Below are 21,899 nucleotides of genomic sequence, written 5' to 3' on the forward strand. Positions count from 1 at the left end.
GAAGGAAAAGCTGGCTTGCTCCAGCTTGTCCAGCGTTGGTGTATCCAGATGAATGGAAACACTGTGCAGATTATGCTGCACCTGCTCTACCTGAGTGGCTCCAACAATAACGGTAGAAACAGCGGGTCTGTTCATCAGCCAGGCCAATGACAGCGCCGTGGGCGAAGTGCCCAACTCTTCAGCGATTTCATTTACTTGGTTGCCGAGTTCAATTCGCTCGGGGGTAAGGAAGCGGCTGAAGCTTGGATCGGTTTCGACTCTGGAGCCAGCAGGTACGGCACCACCCCCGGCATATTTGCCAGTGAGAATACCACCGGCAAGCGGGAAGTAGGGAATGATTCCGACTCCTTGATCGAAGCAGAGCGGAAGCAACTCTTTCTCTGGCGTACGGTCGGCGAGGGAGTAGCTGCACTGGATCGAGACGTACTTGACCAGATTCCGCTCTTCGCTAATCCCGAGCGCCTTCATCATTTCCCAAGCCGCGTAATTGGAAGCACCGATATAACGCACTTTACCTGCGGAGACCATATCGTCAAGCGTGCGCAGCGTTTCCTCCAGCGGGGTGTAGGGATCAAATGTGTGAATCTGGTACAGATCAACATAATCCGTCTTCAAACGGCGCAAGCTGCCCTCAAGCTCCTGCATCAGGTGATGGCGGGAAGATCCGCTCCCTCCCGGTCCTTCGTGTTTCGGTAGGCCCGCTTTGGTGGCAAGAACGACAGATTGCCGTCTACCTTCCAACGCCAGCCCGATGATTCGTTCCGATTCCGAACCAGCATAAATATTGGCAGTATCCATAAAATTTATTCCCTGGTCGAGCGCAGCATGGATGATATCCATCGAAGTCTGCTGATCCGCTCTCTTGCCGAAAGAATTGGTGCCAAGGCCAAGTGCGGACACCTGAAGCCCACTGTTTCCCAAACGATTATATTTCACGTTGTTCATCAGTCCTCTTCCTGTGGTTAATTGTATCTTGGCGGTAAATGGTTATTCATACCTTTGGGAAGCAGACTGTACAAGTTTAAATAAAACTAGTACAGTCTGTATTATTCCGCAGGGACTGTAAAGCTGCGTTTGGCAAACTCGCTGTCCAGCATATAAAAAGCGTTGCTGTCTCTTTCAATGCGCTTAAGCTTTTGGATAACACTGTCGAACAGCGCTTCCTCTTCCACTTGCTCATCAATAAACCATTTCAGGAAATGGATTGTCGCATGCTCACGCTCGTCCAGAGCCAGGTCAGCCAAATGATAAAATTTCTGTGTGTTTTGCTGCTCATGCTTATAGCCGTGCTCAAATACGTCCAGCATGGAAGCGTAGCTATTATTTGGCTCCGGTAATGCTGCCAAAGTAGCGCGTCCTCTGCGGTCATTAATATATTTGTACAGCTTCATCGCATGAAAGCGTTCCTCCTCCGCTTGTACCAGGAAGAAGTTCGCAAACCCATCCAGACTTTCACTGGAGCAATAAGCAGCCATCGCCAGATACACATGAGCGGAGTAAAATTCAAAATTCATTTGCTCATTCAAAGCCTGTGCCAATTTGTCATTCATGTCTCAGGTCACCTCGGTCATGTATATTATATGTAACGTTCCTAGTGTACCACGAATCCAACCACAAAAAAACGGGCGGAATATGAGGCTTAATTCCCTCTCTCACTCCGCCCGTCTCACTCCAATTAGCCTACAATCAAGGCTCCAGACCCCAGACACGCTTGTCGTTTACGTACAGAGGTGTCTTATCCCAATCCGCATATGATGTCTTGGTTGCATCATAGGAAAAATCATCACTTTCGTTATAATTGCTCCAATCCGTTTTGTTCATGCGTATCTGAATATCCCCTGTATTTGCCCCTGCTGGCAAACTTCCCGCACCAGCTCCAAAGGAAATCTCCAGATAATAATCTGCGCCCGTAACCGCCTTATCCAGTTTGACAAAGCGTCCCTGGACATTGTCGCTACCCAGCTGTGCATAGTCACAATGGAATTCCTGTGACTTATCACCATCTACAGTAAAGTAGTACCGCAGCTTGACATTTTTCAGATCAACTGCTTCTTTCCCCTTTGACCACACGGAACAGCGGACGTATCTGATTATCTCCCGGGTTCGTATCGCCCACACGGTATTGGGCAATTACATCGCCCGTTCCGGAAGCGGCGCTGCTGTCGGCTTGGCGCTGACCTCGGCAGAATCCGGACTGGTTCCTAAAGAATTAGTTGCACTTGCTACATAATAATAATTGGTTTCATTCACCACCCCTGTATCTTTGTAAGTGCTGTCTGTTACCGTTGCTACAGTCGCATAAGGTCCTCCACTGGTTGTGGACCGCTTAACTGTATAGCTATCCACGCCCGTTGCTTTGTTCCAGGTCAGTGTAACCTGAGCATCCCCCGCACTTGCCTTCACATTCGCAGGTGCTTTGGGAGCTGTCGGCTCGGCTGGTCCGCTGCCGTTAATGAGACGGTCATATTCGGCATAAGCTGTCGCCATATCAACTTGAGACCAGAAACGGTGATACGTAAACTCTGGAGCGCCCTTATCCCATTTTTTCGTCTGATTATTCCAGGATGTCGTGTATTTATCCTTCAAATAGGACCATTGCGGATCCTTAGTAATGTTAGGCCGGATATCGGTATAGCTGGAGTATGTGCCGTTTCCACCTTTGGACGGGTCAGAAGCAGTCGCGTCTGTACCTGGGATAGTGCTGCCTTGCCCTGTTTTACCACTCCAGCCGTTCGGAATATACACTTCTTTGGTGAAATAGCGATAATAATCCTCACGTGCTTCCTTCGTTGTAATACCTACGCCATCATTATAACCCCATGCAGCGTCAAGCAAAGCTTTGGACAAATCCTTGACTTCCTTGCCCAGTTCGGTGTAGTCGCCTTTTTCAGCTTTCGTGCCAGCAGCAAAGAAAGTAAGCGCTTTAACATAACTGCCCAGTACTCCGGCATCCTGCCCCGGTTTCTTCGTTACGACATGGAGTTTCGCATTCCCTTTATGATTGGCAAAGCCGGTCCAGGTTTCTGGCTTCCCGCTCCATTCCAGATTGCCTGGCACCCAGAACTCGCCTTTAGCCGCTTTAGTGGCTACCTTCGGATTTTTACCACCCAGAATGCGCTTGCCTTGAGCGTCCAAATAGTATCCCTCCGCGTCTGTCACAGGGCGTTCATTGGCAAATACATAGCTCTTGGACCACGCTACCCAGTTTTCAATCACTTGCTTAGCCATTTTAAACTGATCGGACGAAGTATCGCCCTTCTGGGCTAAAATGTAGTACAGCTCAGCAATCCGCTCGACCGGCCAAGCCTGCATTCCAAACCAGTTGTTGGACGGTGGATCTTGGTATACAGGAGCACCTGTATAAGCCATTCCATAGAAGGTGCTTGTGCCAGACGGATACGCCTTATAGGCACCATCCCAGCTATTCGTTGCTCCACCTGCAATGGCTCCCTCATCGGATTGCAACCAGGTATAAAATTCCAGTTGGCGCTTCAGCGAGGTTGCCCAATCCTGTCCTGCCGTTGGTGAATTGGGTATTAATCCGCCATCCTTATCGGATAACGCGTAGGCAGCAACGACATTTTGGTAGCCCTGGTGCGCATGACTTGCGCCAATCCGCCAAACCCAGTTGCCGCTTTGGCCTAGTCCACCGCCCCATGCCGTATACCATGCCATTAGATAATGGCTGGCGTCCTTGCCAGAACCAGCGCTCGGAGTCCCATTGGAAGCGCTTCCTATTTTTTGGAAGTATTTATCGTACATACCGTAACGCAAGTAGTCTCCCATCTTTTTCGCTTTATCCAAATATACCGGGTTGTCATATCCCAGTTCTTTTGCCCAGTACATGGCTTGAACCGCCCGTGCGTCCGCATCGGTCGCATTCGTATAGCGCCATTGCTGTGCAGGAGCATTATTTTCCTTGGTGAACAGGCTCATGAAGCCTTCATTAGGTTTACCAAATTTTTGATTATCCTGCGATGGATGCGGGACGGCTTCCCAAACCGATTCCTGTTCTCCACGTTGGAAGGTGTTCACATAGGTGGCCGTGTGCGACGGATTCAGCAGGTTGCCAAAACCGTACCAATTATCCACATCCAGCAGCCAATGCATCAGATAGGTCTGATTGTTGCCATAGGTTGCCTTCCCTCTGCATCCAGCGGGTCCTTGCCACCACTGTACTGACCACTCAGACTTGGATATTGATGCGACTGCGGATACTCAGCGGCATAGGTGGCGGGGCTGTTGGGGTTATAGTTACTCATCGTAGGCTGTTCTTCCTTGCCATCCCCTTCATTAACTGGAATAATGTATTTCTCCATGTTGTCCCAAGCGGATTCCAAGTGCTCCCAATCCCCGGTATAATGACCATACAGCACTTCCAGCCACATCCAGTAGCTATAGGCTTCCGAGGTCGTTAAATGCCCGTAGTCCGGCGCCTCACTCATGAGTGTTTCAACGGAATGATAAGGAATGCCTTCCTTTGAAAAATATCCGCTGGCCGGGTCCTTCAGTTGTTTATACAATTGAAGGAAGCGTGTCGATTCCGGTGTTGCAGCCGATGCACGATCAGGCTCAGCCTGAAATATGCCCAAGGTTAGCGGAAGCACCAAAATGGCTGACATGACCATAGAGACAGATTTCCTGAACACAGATTTTTTTCTAGTCACTTTTGCAGTCATCCTCTCCATTATCAATTTTGGCCCTGCACAAGATTTTGTTCCGAAAAACGGCAGCACAAAAAAACAGCACCATCACCTCACTTTCCCGTAAAAAAGGTGGAGGACGCGCTGTCCATAGCTCCAAATGCTTCACATTGGCCCTGGAAAAAATATAACATATTAGCTCACCAATGAGAGTCGAAAAATTCAATAAGTTTGGAGTAAAACTAGGAAAATTGACGAAATCGGTTCAAATCGGTACTATTTCACAAGGAGGCGTTGAAACATGAAAATTTTGCTGCTGCTGGGTTGTATCATTATGTTTTTAGCTGTAGCTCTCGGCGCGTTTGGGGCACATGCTTTGAAAAAGAGACTTTCCGCAGACATGATGAGCATATTCCAAACGGGCATTCAATATCAGATCGCTCATGGACTGGGTCTGCTTCTGCTTGGAGTGATTGCAGGGAATTTTGTTCATTCCGCTCTCATTGTAACCGCAGGCTGGGTTATGCTGGTGGGCATTCTTCTGTTCTCCGGCAGTCTGTATGCACTTAGCTTGTCTGGCGTCAAAAAGCTTGGAGCGATCACCCCGTTTGGCGGGCTTGCTTTTTTGGCAAGCTGGGTGCTTGTCATCGTGGCGGTTGTGCAAGGCTAAGCCCTGCCCAACAAGAGACTTGGAAAAGTAGACGCTTCCAAGTCTCTTAACAGTGTCCGTAATATAAAGGAAAGTATTACTTCGTCTGTACTTCCTGCGCTTTCTGAGCCGCTAACCGATGGCCTTCGATATAGCGTTTGGATTCGGCCATTTGATGCTCCTGCGCTGCTTCCATAATGATGTGAACCCCCGGCTTATACTGCTCCAGCAGTTCCATATAGAGGCCATAGTTCATGTCACCAAATCCCGGTGGTACCGTCTCGATCTCACCTGATGATGATAACTGACGGTCTTTGGCATGCGCTGCGATAATACGAGGTCCCAGCAGTCGGAAAGCTTCGCGAATAATCTCATCCTGCTGTGCCAGATTTTCCGTTTTCAGCAGATTCCCCGGATCAATGACCACACCAATCTGGGATGAAGGTACTTCCTCCAGCAGAGTTGCCAGCTCTGCAGCTGTTCCGACCAAATGATCGTTAGCGGCTTCCAATCCTACGAATACACCCCATTTTTCCGCTTCATCTGCCAATTCACGCACAACCTCTTTGACAACTCTCCAGTCCCGTTCCGTATACGCGCTGCCATCCTCATTGCGCCCGACTTCTGCGGCGACAATGGGCGCTCCCAGCAGGCTCGCGTATCGAATCAGCTCTTTGAAGCGCTCTACATTTTCACGCAACAATTGCTCATCCTGTACAAAAAAATGCAAATAGCACCCGAGCACCGATATGGATACTCCATGCCTGCGAAACTCCTCTGCGATAGACAATGCCAATCCTGGGCTAAACTTGCCCGGTTTATTAAAATCCACATCACTGATCGCTCTCCACGGAGCCAACTAAACATGGGTAAAGCCCGCTGCGCCTACCTTGGCAGCCAACTCGCGATATGGCAACTTGCCAAATAAATGTGCCAATACACCTACAGTCACTACCATCACCTCTTCTTTTTAATGTTGTATTCTGTTTGCCACTGCACTGCGTTCCAAATTCTCATTGATGATCTGTGTAATCCGTTCCATTTCATCATGAATAAAAAAATGTCCCCCATCAAAGGTGAACATACGAAAATCCTGATCCGTATGCTGCGCCCACGCTTCCACATCCTGCAAGGTCAACGTATTATCAGCCAGTCCCGTCAGAGCAGTAACAGGACAATGTAGGAGTGCGGATTTGGCCGTGTACTTATACGTCTCAACGGCTTTAAAATCCGCTCTTAACACCGGCATAAAATAATCGTACAATTCCCGATTATCGAAAATAGCCTCAGAAAGCTGACCATACCGCTGCAAATGTGTCCTGAACTGATCTGCAGGCAGATCGTGGGACCACGGGAAATTTCTTGGGACATGTGGTGCTCGTCCACCGGAAACAAATAAATGAGCAGGCTCGCCAAATCCGCCAGCCACCAGCTTGTAGTACAACTCGAAGGCAATCATCGTCCCCATACTGTGACCGTATATGGCATAAGGGTCGCCGTGGGCTATCTCTTGCCCGATCTTATGCAGTAGATCATCACTTATCTCCTCGATGCTATCCTTTAGTGGTTCTCCGGAACGAATCCCTCTGCCCGCCAGTTCCAGTGGAACAAGCTTAATCTGTGGCAACAACAGCTTTTTCCATTTGAAGCTGACTGACGCCGATCCACCTGCATATGGAATGAAAAACAATGTAATAGATGACATTTTGCAACCTCCCGCCTTGCTAAATCCTAACTTTTTTATTTTAGCATAAAAAGGTATATTTACCCATTTCGAATATTTTGCAAATTCAAGAAAAATAGTCGGGAAAATCAAGTGTTAGGTCTTATTTTTCTATCGAGAGGAGTTCTAAGCATGAAGTGCGGCTTTTTTGATGATTCCAAGAGAACGCAGCGGTGTTCGGGCTACGCAACTGGCTTTTGTGCCGTTATCCTTTGATGGTGAAGTACATCAAATCAAGCTTCTGAACACCACTTCACAAACTAAAAAGATCAAGCGATATGACCAACTTTCAGCGCAACTTGAGCACGGGCGAGGTCGAAATACAGGACTCTGGGCTGATCAGGGAATACCCCCTAAAAAATTAGCTTCAACTTCATCACATAGTATCTTATAATACGAGAATGGCTAAAGATACATTAAGTGTGGTGACATCATGAATAGAACAAAACGGGTTACTCAAACGATGGATTACAAAACAAAGCAAGGCCGCTGGGTACGTAAAATGCTATTGCTTTATTGGATGATTATAGCAGTACATTTCATTGCCCAGCTAGGCAGTTATTTATTTCTCGATTATCCTGCTACACCTTATGAATTTTACGTGAGAATCCTTTTTGTTCCCACACTAATCATGTGCGGTTCCAACTTTCTTGCAGAGCTGGCTCATTATAAATTCAACAGATTATCTTTCGTAATCTTGTTTATAGCAAGTACGGTTATTTGCTGGATGATTATTCGTTTGAACTATGATATCCGGATTATTACGGCATTGTGCTTGTTACCTATTTTCTCATCCATCCTGTTTTTCACTCGTCACCTGATATGGCTTTCCTATGTCTTACAAGTTGTAGTCTTTTTTTCCTTACTGGCAATTGATGGCTCCTTCCGTGCCTACTTGTCGGCCTTTGACATCGTAGCTATTCCGGCTTTTTTGACGATGTCCACCTTTCTTGCACTTATAATTCAGGCCAGTGGCCGTGATCTGCTAGTGGATTTGCATAAAACACAGCGCGCCCAGCAGGAGTTAATGATCAGTAACGCGATTATAAGCAAAATGTCAATGACTGATGGACTGACAAAGCTCTACAATCATTTATCGTTTCAAACTTTTTATGAGAAAGCACTTGAATATGCTGAGCAAGGTGCTATTATCCATTTAGCGGTAGTAGATATTGATAATTTCAAGAAAATTAATGACACCTACGGACACCAGTTTGGAGATAAAATTTTGGAGAGCATCTCGCAAATCATTACAGAGCAGATTACAGCCAATGACATTGCAGCCCGGTATGGCGGTGAGGAATTTGCTATTCTGATGTTCGAGCATACTTTTGAGGAAGCTTATCAGATTGTCGAGTGCATCCGGCGTGAAGTCGAGAAGAAGACCTTTGACGAAAAAATGCAACGTGTTTCCGTGACCGTAAGCATCGGATTAAAAAGCTATTCGGAAGAAATGAACAAAGATACATTTTTCCAGGGTGCGGATGATTATCTGTATCAGGCCAAGCGTTCTGGAAAAAATAAGATTGTTGCTGAGCTTAACCATATCGCTTAATGTAAAAAACACTTCATTGATGAAACTCCGGCATGAGCTTGCCGGAGTTTTTTTATGTAGAGTTTGAATATTTAAAGAGTTGACAATATTATTAGTTGAAACTAAAATGATTACATATATATTGGTAATTTACTTACAAAAAATTAGTTTTAAGGAGATGTTTTTCATAATGTCAACACTCGTAATTGTTGTCCACCCTAATCTTGCGGAGTCTCGCATTAACAAAAGATGGGTGCAAGAGCTCAAGAAGCAACCCGGCGTGACGATTCACAACTTGTATGAAGTATACCCGGACGAGCAAATTAACGTCGCTCAGGAGCAGGAACTGCTGGAGCAGCATGACCGCATCGTACTGCAATTCCCTTTGTACTGGTACAGCACTCCTTCCCTGCTGAAAAAATGGCAGGATCAGGTTCTAACCTACGGCTGGGCCTTTGGAAGCGAAGGCGGCAAGTTGCAGGGCAAAGAGCTGTTGATCGCCTTGTCTGCTGCCAGCGTTGAGGAAAACTACCAACATGACGGACAGAATAGATATACAATTGAAGAGTTATTGAGACCTCTGGAAGCAACAGGCCATATGGTTGGTACCAAGTTGCTGCCTTATTTCGTACAATATGGTGCCGGGGTTCTGACCGATGAGCAGCTCGAGCAGTCCGCGCAGAAATACGCACAAACGGTTATTTCTTAATCTTTACGATAAAATCCCCTTGGACGGTAGCTGCCATGTTCTGCTTCCTAGCAGACGACAGCTCCAGCCAAGGGGATTTACTCATCGCTTTACAATGGTTTACAAAAAATATTATAAAGTAACTAAAGTACTGGACACCTGAACCATACTTTCTTTAATAATGCTGCAGCCCTTGCGAAGGTTTTCCAAACTTATGGTTAACGCAGGCATAATTTTAATGACGGTATCGTTACGTCCAGCCCGTTCAATAATAAGGCCATTTTTAAAGCAGAGAGTAGCTACTTCCTTGGCGAATGCTTCTCCCAGGTGGGATACATCAATCCCCCAGATCAGACCCAAGCCGCGAATTGCGATGAGAGGATCCATGGTTTGAATTTGCTCACGCAAAAATTGCTGGACAAAAGCCTCTTTTTCCTTCACCTGTGCTTCCAGCCCTACCGTATCCCTAAATTCCAGCGCTGCTTTGGCAGCGACAAAGGCAAGCTGATTGCCACGGAAGGTACCATTATGCTCACCAGGACCCCAGATATCCAATTCGGGCTTAAGCAGCAGCAGGGACATCGGCAATCCGTAACCACTGATTGACTTGGACAAAACAACCATATCAGGAACGATACCTGCACGCTCGAACGAGAAGAACGAGCCAACTCGGCCGCAGCCGACCTGTATATCGTCAATAATCAGTAAAATATCATGATCATTGCACAACTGCCGCAAATCACGCAGCCATTCGGTATCTGCAATGTTAATACCGCCTTCAGCTTGTACCGTTTCCAGAATGATCGCAGCTGGCTTTTCTACCCCGGAATGGGTATCCGTTAAAAGCTGCTCCATATACAAAATGGTATCCATTCCATTAAACGTACTGTTAAAAGGAATAAAGGTGACGTTATCCAAAGATACGCCGGCGCTCTCACGCATGGAATTGTTACTGGTAATAGACAAACTGCCCAGCGACATGCCATGGAACGCGCCCATAAAAGCAAAAATACCATTTCTTTTTTTGACCTTGCGTGCAAGCTTTAGCGCGGCCTCTACTGCATTGGTTCCCGTTGGTCCGCAAAATTGCAGCTTATAATTTAAACTCTTAGGCTGGAGAATACGCTCTGAAAAAGACTCTATGAATTCCTGCTTTGCTGTCGTATACATATCCAGACCGTGCATGATCCGATCGGAGGTTACATAATCCAAAATCCGGTTTTTCATAAAATCGTTGTTATGCCCATAGTTCAACGCCCCTGCTCCGGCAAAAAAGTCGATATATCCCTCTCCTGCCTCTGTGTACAGCACATCGTTTTTTGCTTTGTTGAATACAACCGGAAAGCTTCTGCAATAAGATCTTACATTGGACTCCAGTGCTTCGAATGTGTTCATGAATTCTCGTCCTCCCGCTGACCTGATTTGGAAAAACACAAGCATCGAAAGCAAAAAAAAAGTTTAAATATGTAATCTAAAATGAGCAAACAGTCTGAATCGCGATGAGGCTGCCACACCAAAGAATGCATGAATACGATCATGAGAACGAATAGAGTACGAAAAAATAGTACAGATTAGCATGTTATAAGTAGTATTACATTCAGAAGATGAGTGGTGGGGTTTTCTAAGGGGTCTATCAGAGGATGTCACTCCTATGTAATAAAATACCATAAATTTTCTTGAAGTCAATGCATGTTTCTGGTGTGATTTGTTAATTTTTTGTAATTGAGGGCGATAGACTTGCAGTTTATTGTTAAAACCATTCGAAAATTGTCGTATTATGGAGACAAATATCGAAAATAGTACATTCCCATATCAAATAGATATAAATTCGCGCTTCTTGACTATAAGGTTACCACAATCTATCTGATCTTTTGACAGACTGTCCAAAGGAGTTTACTCTATTCAGAAAGAAGATGACAAATTTAAAAAATAGATAAGGAAACATCAATATGTCTAATGTTTTAATTATTGAAGATGATAATATGCTGGGCGACACTCTTTCCTTATATTTGACAGGAGAAGGCTATAGCGTTACCAGAGTGGCACAAGCGACTGAGGGGATTACCCGGCTCGATATCGTACAGCCTGATATTATTTTGCTAGATTTGTTGCTTCCAGACCTGGACGGCGTGAATCCCTGCCCACTGATACGCAAGCATACGGATGTGCCAATTATCGTGATTTCTTCGGAAAACAACATCTCAGAGCGCATTCGTACACTTACGTTGGGAGCAGACGATTATATTTGCAAGCCTTTTAGTATGCAGGAGCTAAAGGCACGAATCGAGGCTCTTTTCCGACGTATTGAAATTACACGACTAAAGGGAAGAGCCCTTGCGCCAGAAGCCGAGTCTGATACGGACATTGTTTTGGATCTGGCGCGAAGAATGGTTACCGTAAGTGGGCAGATTGTGGAGATGACATTTTCGGAATTTGAGCTTATGAAGCTTTTTTATTTGAACCGGGGAATTGTATTCAGTCGATATGCCTTGATTCAAGCTCTTCGTGGCACAGACTCCTTTATTAATGAGAGGGCTGTAGACGTACATATCAACCATTTGCGCAGAAAAATCGAAAAAGACCCTAAAAATCCAAAATTGATCAGGACCATCTGGGGGATTGGATATAAATTTATGCAGTAATACGATCAGCTCCAGGGAACCGATGACTTGATTTGGTTAATCTCCTTTTGAACTAACCTCAATTGCTCTCGCCAGTCCGGGTACAACTCCCCTGCTGAGGTTCCATGGCTACGCTTCAATCCCTTTTCCAGCTCCATAACCTTTGCCAACAGCCTGGACGCGCACAGGTTCCCTGCGCCTCCCTTGAGTGAGTGGATTAATCGGAGAGCAGCAGATAACTGGCCGTTGTCCATTTTCATGGTCACTCTTTTATCGAGGTGCTGGTATTCCTGAATCCATTTGTAAAGGGCAAATTGAAAAATATATACCTTTCCATCCATACCAGCTATCGCCTGTTCTGCGTGAAGACCTTGTAATTTTTGCAGCCACGCTAAATGAATCCAGCTATTTAACACTTTTACAGCATCCAGTTCATGGACAGGCTTGAGCAGCGCAGCATTAATGCCTGAACGAAGACAAACCTCCTGTTCATGCTGCGCAGCATCGGCCGTAAAAGCGATAATTGGAAGTCTGTTAAAAGCTTTCCTTCTACGAATATGTCTGGCCGTCTCAAAGCCATCCATCTCCGGCATATGCAGGTCAAGCATGACCATATCCCAAAGACGCAGCTCCAGTGACTCTAACAGCTCTCTTCCGTTGGCAACCATGGTTACTTCAAAACCGCGCTCTTCCAGAAACTCGGTAATCACCACCTGATTAATTTCATTGTCCTCTGCTATGAGAATTTGATACTTCTGCGCTGCAATCTCTCCTTCATAACGAGAACTCATCATCATATGTGTATCCATAGAATTAACATTTACAGACACTGGATTTTCCTTTTCCAGTCTCCAGCCGATAACCTCCAATAGAGCATTCCGAGTCACGGGCTTGGACAAAAAGGCATCCACCCTACTATCCTCATCTCCAGCCGCCATCTCTTCCATCTGGAACACTGTTGTAAGTCCAATGACCTGAGTCATCTGTCTATCCAGTAATTGAAGCCAATGTCTCCTTGCCTCCAGCTCTCTAAAGCCATCCATCCTCATGTCGACCATAACCAAATTAAATGCTTCGCCATTTTCAAAAGCCTCCACACATTCATGAAAGGATGAAATGGTGTATGTTTCTAATCCTGTGCTTTGCAGTAATTCCTTCAGGCTATACCCCAGCAGCTCGTGCTGCACAACCATTAAGGCTTTGCCGTTTATTTGTTTTCCTACCGGTGTGCCTTCCGTATGTAATTCCCCGATTTCCAGCTCGACATTGAAGTAAAATCGACTATATTCCCCTAATCGACTTTCCACCTCTATATTTCCACCCATCGCTTCAGCCAAATGCTTGCTGATGGCTAAACCCAGCCCCGAGCCCCCATAGCGGCGGCTGGTTGATGGTTTCGCTTGGGTAAAAGGAATAAACAGCTTGTCCATACACACCTCGGAAATACCTATGCCTGTATCCTCCACCATAAAAGACAACGCTACCCGTCCGTTCAGGTGGCATAGCAGCTTGACTTGAAATAATACATGCCCCTGATCCGTAAACTTGACGGCATTGGTTAGCAGATTTAAAAGCACCTGCTCCATCCGCAATGGATCACCTTTAACGCTTTGGGGTAAATTGGGGTCCGTTATAAATACAACCTCTATTTCTTTGTGTTCCAGCAAAGCACCCACCGTATCCGCAAGATGCCGAAGCATTGTTTCCGGTTCAAATTCAACACTTTCCAGTTCCAGACTGCCTGCTTCCATTTTGGAAAAGTCCAGTACGTTATTGAGCATGGACGAAAGAGTACGCGAGGAGGCTAGGAGCTTATGGAGGTAGTCTTTTTGAACGTCAGTCAGTTCCGTCTTGTTCAACAGCTTCGACAGACCCATGATCCCACTCAGCGGCGTGCGAATTTCGTGACTCATATGAGCCAAAAAAAAACTTTTGGCATGGTTAGCCTCGTCGATCTCCTTTCTTTTCTTCTCTAAAGCTTTATACTCTGTTATATCCATTGCATGTCCGATGACATGCTTGGTGATCCCGTCCTCCCTGACCGGATGTAATGTAACTAAAGCCGAGTATTCCCAAAACTCAAGTTCAAATACCGTCCGGTCTCCGAACCATGCCTGTTTGCAATGTTCGATAAGCTGCTCAAGTGTTTCAGAGGATAGCTCAAAAATGTCCCCGAGTCTCTCTACATGCTCCCTTCGATTGTAGCTGACTTGCAGATCCAGACCCATGCGCTCCAGCAAGCCTCCTTCGAGCAGCCTATAATAAAATTCGTCGCCTCTTTTCTCCAGCCTGAAGGTAAAGCCAGGTTGAATCCGAAGCAGGCTTAGAAGATCTCGGTTTTGGTCCTGTAAACGTCGTTCATATGTAGATTGAATGATCCAAATGCGTATAATCAAAAGGATGAATATCAAGCCAATCGCTAGCTCCAGCAGATAAGTCATTCTCGCTCTATCATGTATACCAAAATATAAAAACAGCATTCCGGCCACTACATAAATAATACGCGTGATCCTCCGCCGAAAGAGCTGAAAAGTCAAAACATTTAATAATATCACGATAAAATAAAGCACCAAATCTCGAACCAAATGCTCACCCACCTGTAATCTCCCCTACTTTGTAAGCTAAATTGAAAATATAAAAAACTCAGGACAGATTCCTTATGCCATAAGGCTTAAAGAACTGTCCCGAGCATTCATTGTACTATAGATTCCATAGGGTTCAAGTTCGTTTTAATATTTAAAACGACTGATCATCGACTTCAACTCAGCAGCCATTGTGGATAACATCTGAGCAGAAGCTGATATTTCCTCCATGGAAGCCAGCTGCTCTTGCGAGGAAGCAGCGACTTCCTCAGATGTAGCAGCATTACTGGTTGCAATCGTCGTCAGCTCGTTGGCCGTCGCTGCAATCTCTTGTACACTGGCTGATATCTGTTGGGCAATGCCTGCGACCTCCTCTACCTGAGGTGTTGTCTCTCGAATACCTTCCATCGCATGCCCCAGCTTGACTATGGTCGCTTTGGAAATCTGCAGCCCGTCCTGTACCTCAGTCGTAACTTGGTTCATCGTCTGAACCGTGGCTTCCGTTTCCTGCTGAATTTCGGCAATCAATGTGGCAATCTGTGTTGCAGATGACTGCGACTGCTCTGCCAGCTTGCGCACCTCATCGGCAACGATGGCAAAGCCCTTGCCATGATCACCTGCTCTGGCTGCCTCAATTGCTGCATTCAAAGCCAACAGGTTCGTCTGATTGGATATATCACCGATAGCTTTCGTAATTTCACCGATTTCCTGAGAGCGGGCTTGCAAGGTTTGAATCATCCGATTAGATCGCTCTACCGATTGGTGAATGGAATTCATTTGTTCGCCTGTCTGCTCAACAGACTTCCTTCCTTCCTCAGCTTGCAATGAGGATCGTCTGGCCAGATCCGCTACCGAGATTGAGCGTTCCGCGATTTGTGTAACCCCCTGTGCAATTTCATCAAGCGCAACTGAGTTATTTTCCAGACCTGTAGTCTGCTTCTCTGCTCCGCTGGCAATTTCCTGAACAGCCTGGGACACCTGCTCACTTGCAGCACTGGTTTGTTCTGCGCTTACCGTCAGCTCGTTCCTTTAATACTGCTAATTCTCAAGTCGATGCCAATAACACCTGATCCATCTGCCGTTGCCCTGGACACCGTAACCGTCACATGCTTCGAGGTGTTGGAAAGATAGGGTGAACTAATCGCTGTCTTTGTTTGTTCCTTTATCGCCTTATCGTACCAAGGTCGGACCCGGGGATCATAATTACCCGATGATTGATTCTGTGGATAGGTTATAAACTTACCATCCTTTGTACCATAAAAAATGGATTCGGCTTCAGGATGGAGTGCAGCATATTGCTTAAAGAATTCTTCTAAATTCGCCGCTTCTTCCTCCGTCTCCACCCGATTGCCATTTAGCTTTTCAGCAAAATATTCTGCATCATGCACCTTGGGGGCAATGGCGCTATCAAGGATAAAATTAGTACGGATAATGGCCTGCCTGGCGCTTTCTTCAATTTGTTTTCGAATCTCCTGGCTGGCGCTCACAAACGACAGAGCCCCAACAATCATAGACGGTATAATCAAAAAGGCAATAAAGGCGATTATCAGCTTCGTTTTAAAATTTTTGCTGAGCCCCCTTCCCACGAGCCATGGTATTCCCGCGAGCTTCTTCATCAGTCAACATCTCCATTTCATCACTTGGTTTGCTTGCATAATGTGAACTGCTAATTATCCACTCGACAAATCCTCTTTCCCGTTGCATAGGTATATGTACTTAGTTATGAATGCGGCAAGGCTCCTTGGAACCGATTCCTTAATGTAATATACCTAAAAAATATTAAAAAAAATGCACTGAACATGTTAAGAAAATGTTAGTTTCAATTCACTAGACCTACCTCCAAACATGAAATAATCCCCTTGAAGGTGGCATGCATAAGGTCATTGTTCGAAAATCACCATATGCTTGCTACCCCAAGGGGATCAAGTTTGTTTAAGATAGGCTATTCAATTCAGTAAAGCCTTAAGGTCGTCGAGAGTAACCACAGGTGCTTGGCAGGCAAAATGCTCGCACACATATACAGCCGGTTTACCATTGACGAGCGTGTAATCACGGATATAAGGGACTATGTCTGCGATTGCCGGCTGCCCTTCATCCTTCACAATCACCACTGTATTCGGCCTGAATCCAGCTTGAATCGCCCGTATGAATTGGAGCATTTGCGGGTCGTCGCGCTGGCCTACAATCACAATCTCCTTCGTCGTTCCGGTCGCGTACAACAACGAGCTTAACAATGCCGAATATCCTGGCGGATAATGAGAAACCATGCCGCCAAAAGCCTTGAACTGCTTCGCTGCATAGTCCTCCAATCGGGATTCACCCGTCAACCGTGCCAGCCTTACAAAATTGTGGGCCGCAATGCTATTGCCGGACGGGATCGCACCGTCGTAGATTTCCTTAGGCTGGGCAATGAGTTGCTCACTATCCTTTCCATAAAAGAACAAACCATGTCGCTCCTCATCCCAAAATAGATGAATCATATCCTGGTTTAATGTCAGCGCCCGTTGCAGATATTGTACTTCAAAGGTCGCCTGATACAGTTCGATCAAGCCCCACACATAAAAAGCATAGTCATCCAGATAGCCAGGATAAGCCGCTTCACCATCCCGATAACGCGCCAGCAGTCGCCCGTCTGCCCGTCTCAGGTGGCTCCACAGGAACGACTCCGCCTTCTGTGCCTGTTCCGTATAAGTGACGTCTCCAAAAGCCTGTCCTGCCTTGGCCAAAGCAGCGATCATCAGCCCATTCCACGAGGTCAAAATTTTGTCATCCTTGTGAGGATGAACCCGCTTTTCTCTGGCGACAAACAGCTTCTCTCGCAGCTCACGTACCCGGTCTTCTAACTCTTGTTTAGTCAGGTCATGCTTATTCCCGTAAGCCTCCAGATTGATATCGATCAGATTGGGGATATTATGTCCTTCAAAATTACCATACGGCGTAATCCCGTATAAATCGTTAAAAAATGCAGCATCCCGATCACCCAGTACTGCCCTTATTTCAGTCTCGTTCCAGACGTAGAACCTGCCTTCTTCTCCTTCGGAATCGGCATCCTCCGCCGAATAGAAGGCTCCCCCCGCATCCGTCATGTCCCTTGAAATATATGTAAAAATTTGTTCTGCAATCTGCCGATACAGCTCCTTGCCCGTCATTTGCCAAGCCTCTATATAAGCAATAGCAAGCAGTGCATTATCGTACAGCATTTTTTCAAAATGCGGCACTAACCACTTCTCATCTACTGCATACCGTGAAAACCCCATGCCCACATGGTCGTAAATTCCACCCCGATACATTGCATCCAGCGTCTTCTCTGCCATTTCCAGTGCCTGCTGATTTCCAGTGTGCTGTGCATATCGCAGCAAAAAGGACAAGTTATGCGGAGAGGGAAACTTGGGTGCTTCTCCAAAGCCGCCATATTCCTTGTCGAAGGTGTGGCTGTATTGATGGAAGGCTTTATTCAAACTCTGTTCATCCAATTCACCGCGATATCCTGCAAGCATGTCCTGCCGTTCATGCTCTGTCAGCACTTGCTCACTCAGCTCCACAAGCTCTTCGTGCTGCTCCTTCCAGCGGGTTCCCACCTTGTCCAACAATTCCAACAGACCAACGCGGCCAAATTTTTGCTCCTTGGGTAAATACGTACCCGCAAAAAAAGGCTTCTGATCCGGTGTCATCAGTATCGTCAGCGGCCAGCCCCCATGCCCGGTCATCGTCTGGCAGATGGACATATAAATATGATCCACATCTGGACGTTCCTCCCGATCCACCTTAATGGATACATAGTCCCGATTTAAAATCTCTGCAACCTCTTCATCTTCGAAAGATTCTCTCTCCATTACATGACACCAATGACAAGTTGAATAGCCAATAGATAAGAAAATAGGCTTGTTATCACGCTTAGCAATTTCAAAAGCCTCATCTGACCAAGGGAACCAGTTTACCGGATTGTGGGCATGTTGTAACAAATACGGTGATTTTTCCTTGGCTAATCTATTCGGTTTGCTGCTCGTTGACATGGGGCATCACCACTTCCGTAGTTGGATTTTATACTCGGTATTATTTTACCCTAAATAGGTGGTAAAAGTCGGAAGGAATGAAAAAAGATAATATCATCCCCTTACCGACTCAACCAGCACGATCAACTTGGGTTTTTAACGCAATCGCCTTGAAGGCTGGACGCCGCTAAACTGATGACTCTCAACCGAGTCTATCAATAAATTGTTTATTCAGATCATAAATAGGTATGAAAAAGCACTGATGGATATTCTCCAACAGTGCTTTATTTGCTGCAGTCGTACCTCATTAGCGTTTAGCATTATACTCATTAGAATTTATATCAAATATCTCCAGAGCTTTCAGTAAGGCGTATTCACTTGTTCTGGCCCCTTCTTTTGAAAAATGTGCATCCGGAAACGCAGGAGACATATGATGGTACCCGGGATAGACATGTAATTCCACTAAGACACCATCAAAGGCCAGTTGTTTTGCAAAAAATAAGGCTTCATCAATGAATAAATCAATGGTACCTATATTTATATAAGTCGGTGGTAACCCGGCCAATGACTTAGCACGGGCCGGCACATAATACTCACTTATCTCCTCCTGACCCGGTTCATCCCCCAATATAGATTTCCAGCCAAAATAATTACTTTGTTTTGTCCAAATAAACTCTCCTGCGTATGGATGCTCTGGTGCGATACTTGTGCGATCATCTAGCATGGGCCTCATTAATCTTAGATGATGGATTTCGAATTCCTTCTGATCACGAATGTACAAGGCTAGGCCAGCCGCCAAACCACCGCCAGCGCTGCTGCCCCCAACGGCAACTTTCTGAATATCTATCCCTAACTCTTCCGCATGCTCAATACACCATTTTAGCCCCGAATAACAATCCTGTAACTGACTTGGCTGTACATGCTCCGGTGCCAGGCGATAGTACACAGATACACAACAGAAACCATGTTGTGCAGCAAGAGATGCATTAGCAGGACGATCCACGACTGGACTTCCTAAGACCATCCCGCCTCCGTGTATCGAATAATATAGAGGCATCTTATGATGCTTTGATTGTTTGGGCTTAATGATTTCTATTTGAATATCTGGACCACTAAAATAACTTGGCACAACCTTTTTTTCTAATGTAACAGGGAACATCTGCGTTACATCTATTTGTTGCATCATTTGAGATTGATTTTTACGTGCTTCCATTAGTGTAGATTCGGTAAGATCGGTTGTTGGTATTAAATCAACTGCACTGATAATTTCTGGATCAATCAGATGTCTACTTCTACTTTTTTGCTCCCCCATAGTAGTCGTTCCCTCACTTTCTTGTTTTAAAGACCATTTATCCATACATATATTCTTTCATTATTCAGAAATGGTCCCCATCCAAATTCATTGTTGCTGTTGTTTATATTCATATTTTAAAGATTAAAATAAACTTTATAAATGAAAACAACGATTTAGAATCATTTTTGGCATAAAAACGTTTATGAAAAAATGAAGTACAGTCTTTGTAATAGAATTGACCTGTTGGATTATCGGGGAGAACGAGCAGAATTTTTTGGAATCTGGATGTGGGAGATAACACGAAGTTGAAACGACAACCACCAATTAGGTCAACGATGGCTTTGTCTATTGGCAGTGGAATCAAATCTTTTGCTAAACAAAAAGACGTGACCGGATTGGTTACACCGCCATCATCCGGTCACGTCTTAGCACGCCATCCTACTTTTTATGTGAATAAACAATTTTCTTAATGGTTTCGGTAGAGAGGAAAAACTCCTTGGCTAATTGCTCGATACTGCTGCTATTTTGAAAAGCATTTCTGATTGCGGCATTTCGCTGTTCGAGCAGCCTTCTCCCCCCACTCAAACTGCCCCAATCCATATATTCCGTTTTTGGCTTAGGGATATACAGAGTCTCTCCCTGAACATATTTTTGGATTTCCGTAATTAGTTTTTGGGGTAAAACTTTTGTAGCATTCGTATATCTCAATTATACTCGCCCCTTATTCTGATTGTTTAAAATAAGGTGCAAAGCCAGTAAGATTAAAAAAGCTTGTTCAGCGTTAAAAAAGATTTCGCCCCACACAAAGTAACGCTTTTCCAATAATTGGCTTTGCATGAGTGTAAGAAGTCACAGACAATCCTAACAGATTCTCCATCAGTAGGCACCCCCTTTTACCTCGCAAGTATAGCATAACTTCTATTCACCTGGAACCAGCAAATAATATCGACCAAAAGCAAGCGATTAGCATTTGGGTTGATAGGTAGCTGATTTTATACACTATCCATGAATGCTAACCACATAAAACCGAAAATTAAAGCAACTAGCCCTACAATGCCCAACAAGCAAAAAAGTAAAAGCAAAAGAACAAATTTTTTACCTTCCATAACAAACACCTCAGTAAACAATATAACACTATAAATAGCAACCTTTTCGAACCAATTGTAAGAATTTCTAAAACCGAGTCGAGCTAATGATGTACAATATAAAAATATAAATCTCATAAAGGAGTATACGAATCAGATGAGCAATTTTCTGAATGAATTTGAGGAAAGATTTAGAACAGGATTTCTGGATGATCTTAAAAGCATACTGGAAGAAGTGAAGGATGAGAAGGTTTACGCATGCGCGTTTGGCACAGACAGCGATTTTGTCACCTTGTTTCTAGCTGTTAATACAGAGGAATCACTAGTTAGACATATCACAAACATGAAAGCCCAAGACCTGTGCAACAGTAAGGAAGATGAAATTTATTACAGATGGGGATTAAGCGAATATCAATATGGCGATACAACACACCTTAATCATATTAGCAAATTTCTGTATGCAACTGACAATGTGTTGGACTATAAAGATGAAATGATAAAAATTATGACCAAGGTAGTTAAAGAAACCGACGAGGTATTTTTTACTCAATTCGGCCAATCCAAAGAAAATATTACCTTTTTCGTGTCCATGACGGATGATGATATGGCCGAGGAATTGGAAAATCAGTCCGTAATCCAGATGACCAATGCCCAATTAGTTGATGGCTTCTTGCGTCGTTATCAATAGAAGTCGGTTAAAGCAACTTACTAACAGGCATTTCCTCCACTGTTTTTTCACCAGTTAAAATGGGAAGCAGGGAGATCAACTCCTTACTTCCCATTATGCTTATTGTGCGGTTACATGTTCTTTCAACCACTGCCTATAAAACTGCAATTGCTCTGTGGTGTGAAAATAATGCTGTCCATGTTCCATCACTTTTAGCTGGCAATGAAATCGACTTGCAAACGTAGATATGACATCATGTTCACACAAGTCATCTTCAGAACCATAAAGAATGGCAGTTGGCTTATTCCATGTATCAACCGGATGTGATTTAACATAGCAGTAATAATCCCAATAAAGTGTTTGCCCAATGGGGGTAGATATTTCTTTTCAACTTTTAATCTATCCTCACTTACACTGAACC

Annotated in this window: 13 protein-coding genes and 4 pseudogenes; 5 read left to right on the forward strand and 12 right to left on the reverse strand. The window is 45.0% G+C overall.

The window, feature by feature from the left end; all coding sequences use genetic code 11:
* The 3 genes and pseudogenes from L693_RS0111320 to L693_RS0111330 form a co-directional block, all read right to left on the reverse strand.
* Positions 1-936, reverse strand: a 936-nt coding sequence (locus tag L693_RS0111320; RefSeq protein ID WP_025717339.1) for an aldo/keto reductase, incomplete at its 3' end; no start/stop codon positions are given.
* 110 nt (positions 937-1,046) lie between these two features.
* Entirely contained in the window at positions 1,047-1,550 is a 504-nt protein-coding gene (locus L693_RS0111325) for a ferritin (protein ID WP_025717340.1), read from the reverse strand.
* Between the two features lie 136 nt (positions 1,551-1,686).
* Positions 1,687-4,667, reverse strand: a pseudogene (locus L693_RS0111330) (glycoside hydrolase family 48 protein).
* 277 nt (positions 4,668-4,944) lie between these two features.
* Here L693_RS0111330 and L693_RS0111335 point away from each other — a divergent pair.
* Positions 4,945-5,313 carry a DUF423 domain-containing protein gene (locus L693_RS0111335; RefSeq protein ID WP_025717341.1) on the forward strand — a complete coding sequence of 123 codons (369 nt, stop codon included), beginning with the start codon at positions 4,945-4,947 and terminating at the stop codon, positions 5,311-5,313.
* Between the two features lie 76 nt (positions 5,314-5,389).
* Here the strand turns inward: L693_RS0111335 and L693_RS0111340 are convergent.
* A pseudogene (locus L693_RS0111340) lies at positions 5,390-6,244 on the reverse strand (sugar phosphate isomerase/epimerase family protein).
* 18 nt (positions 6,245-6,262) lie between these two features.
* Entirely contained in the window at positions 6,263-6,997 is a 735-nt protein-coding gene (locus L693_RS0111345) for a thioesterase II family protein (RefSeq protein WP_025717342.1), read from the reverse strand.
* A gap of 451 nt (positions 6,998-7,448) precedes the next feature.
* Here L693_RS0111345 and L693_RS0111355 point away from each other — a divergent pair, with 451 nt between their 5' ends.
* Positions 7,449-8,570: a GGDEF domain-containing protein gene (locus L693_RS0111355; RefSeq protein WP_025717344.1), complete on the forward strand. Its 1,122-nt coding sequence runs from the start codon at positions 7,449-7,451 to the stop codon at positions 8,568-8,570.
* Positions 8,571-8,739: 169 nt separating this feature from the next.
* Complete coding sequence (locus L693_RS0111360; RefSeq protein ID WP_025717345.1) at positions 8,740-9,258, forward strand: NAD(P)H-dependent oxidoreductase; 519 nt, start codon at positions 8,740-8,742, stop codon at positions 9,256-9,258.
* Positions 9,259-9,369: 111 nt separating this feature from the next.
* Here the strand turns inward: L693_RS0111360 and ectB are convergent, their stop codons facing one another.
* Positions 9,370-10,632 (reverse strand): diaminobutyrate--2-oxoglutarate transaminase, encoded by a 1,263-nt coding sequence (ectB, locus tag L693_RS0111365; RefSeq protein ID WP_025717346.1) that lies wholly within the window; start codon positions 10,630-10,632, stop codon positions 9,370-9,372.
* 554 nt (positions 10,633-11,186) lie between these two features.
* Here ectB and L693_RS0111370 point away from each other — a divergent pair.
* Complete coding sequence (locus tag L693_RS0111370; RefSeq protein ID WP_025717347.1) at positions 11,187-11,879, forward strand: response regulator transcription factor; 693 nt, start codon at positions 11,187-11,189, stop codon at positions 11,877-11,879.
* A gap of 5 nt (positions 11,880-11,884) precedes the next feature.
* Here L693_RS0111370 and L693_RS0111375 read toward each other — a convergent pair whose 3' ends face one another.
* The 5 genes and pseudogenes from L693_RS0111375 to L693_RS0111395 form a co-directional block, all read right to left on the reverse strand.
* Positions 11,885-14,443, reverse strand: coding sequence for a response regulator (locus tag L693_RS0111375; protein ID WP_025717348.1), 2,559 nt, complete (start codon positions 14,441-14,443; stop codon positions 11,885-11,887).
* A gap of 144 nt (positions 14,444-14,587) precedes the next feature.
* A pseudogene (locus L693_RS0111380) lies at positions 14,588-15,966 on the reverse strand (methyl-accepting chemotaxis protein); the annotation flags it as partial.
* 420 nt (positions 15,967-16,386) lie between these two features.
* Positions 16,387-18,453, reverse strand: a complete 2,067-nt coding sequence (locus L693_RS0111385) for a thioredoxin domain-containing protein (protein WP_025717349.1) — start codon at positions 18,451-18,453, stop codon at positions 16,387-16,389.
* A 286-nt stretch (positions 18,454-18,739) separates the two neighbouring features.
* On the reverse strand, positions 18,740-19,744 hold the full coding sequence (locus tag L693_RS0111390) for an alpha/beta hydrolase fold domain-containing protein (RefSeq protein ID WP_025717350.1): 1,005 nt from the start codon (positions 19,742-19,744) through the stop codon (positions 18,740-18,742).
* Positions 19,745-20,164: 420 nt separating this feature from the next.
* Entirely contained in the window at positions 20,165-20,434 is a 270-nt protein-coding gene (locus tag L693_RS0111395; protein WP_025717351.1) for a CD3324 family protein, read from the reverse strand.
* A gap of 534 nt (positions 20,435-20,968) precedes the next feature.
* On the opposite strand from L693_RS0111395, the gene L693_RS0111405 reads away from it, so the two are divergent.
* Positions 20,969-21,499 carry a DUF4303 domain-containing protein gene (locus tag L693_RS0111405; RefSeq protein WP_025717352.1) on the forward strand — a complete coding sequence of 177 codons (531 nt, stop codon included), beginning with the start codon at positions 20,969-20,971 and terminating at the stop codon, positions 21,497-21,499.
* Positions 21,500-21,598: 99 nt separating this feature from the next.
* On the opposite strand, the pseudogene L693_RS31370 reads toward L693_RS0111405, so the two are convergent.
* Positions 21,599-21,899 (reverse strand): annotated as a pseudogene (locus tag L693_RS31370) (alpha/beta hydrolase); the annotation flags it as partial.

It is taken from the genome of Paenibacillus sp. 1-18 (assembly GCF_000520755.1).
In the GTDB taxonomy this organism is placed as follows: domain Bacteria; phylum Bacillota; class Bacilli; order Paenibacillales; family Paenibacillaceae; genus Paenibacillus; species Paenibacillus brasilensis.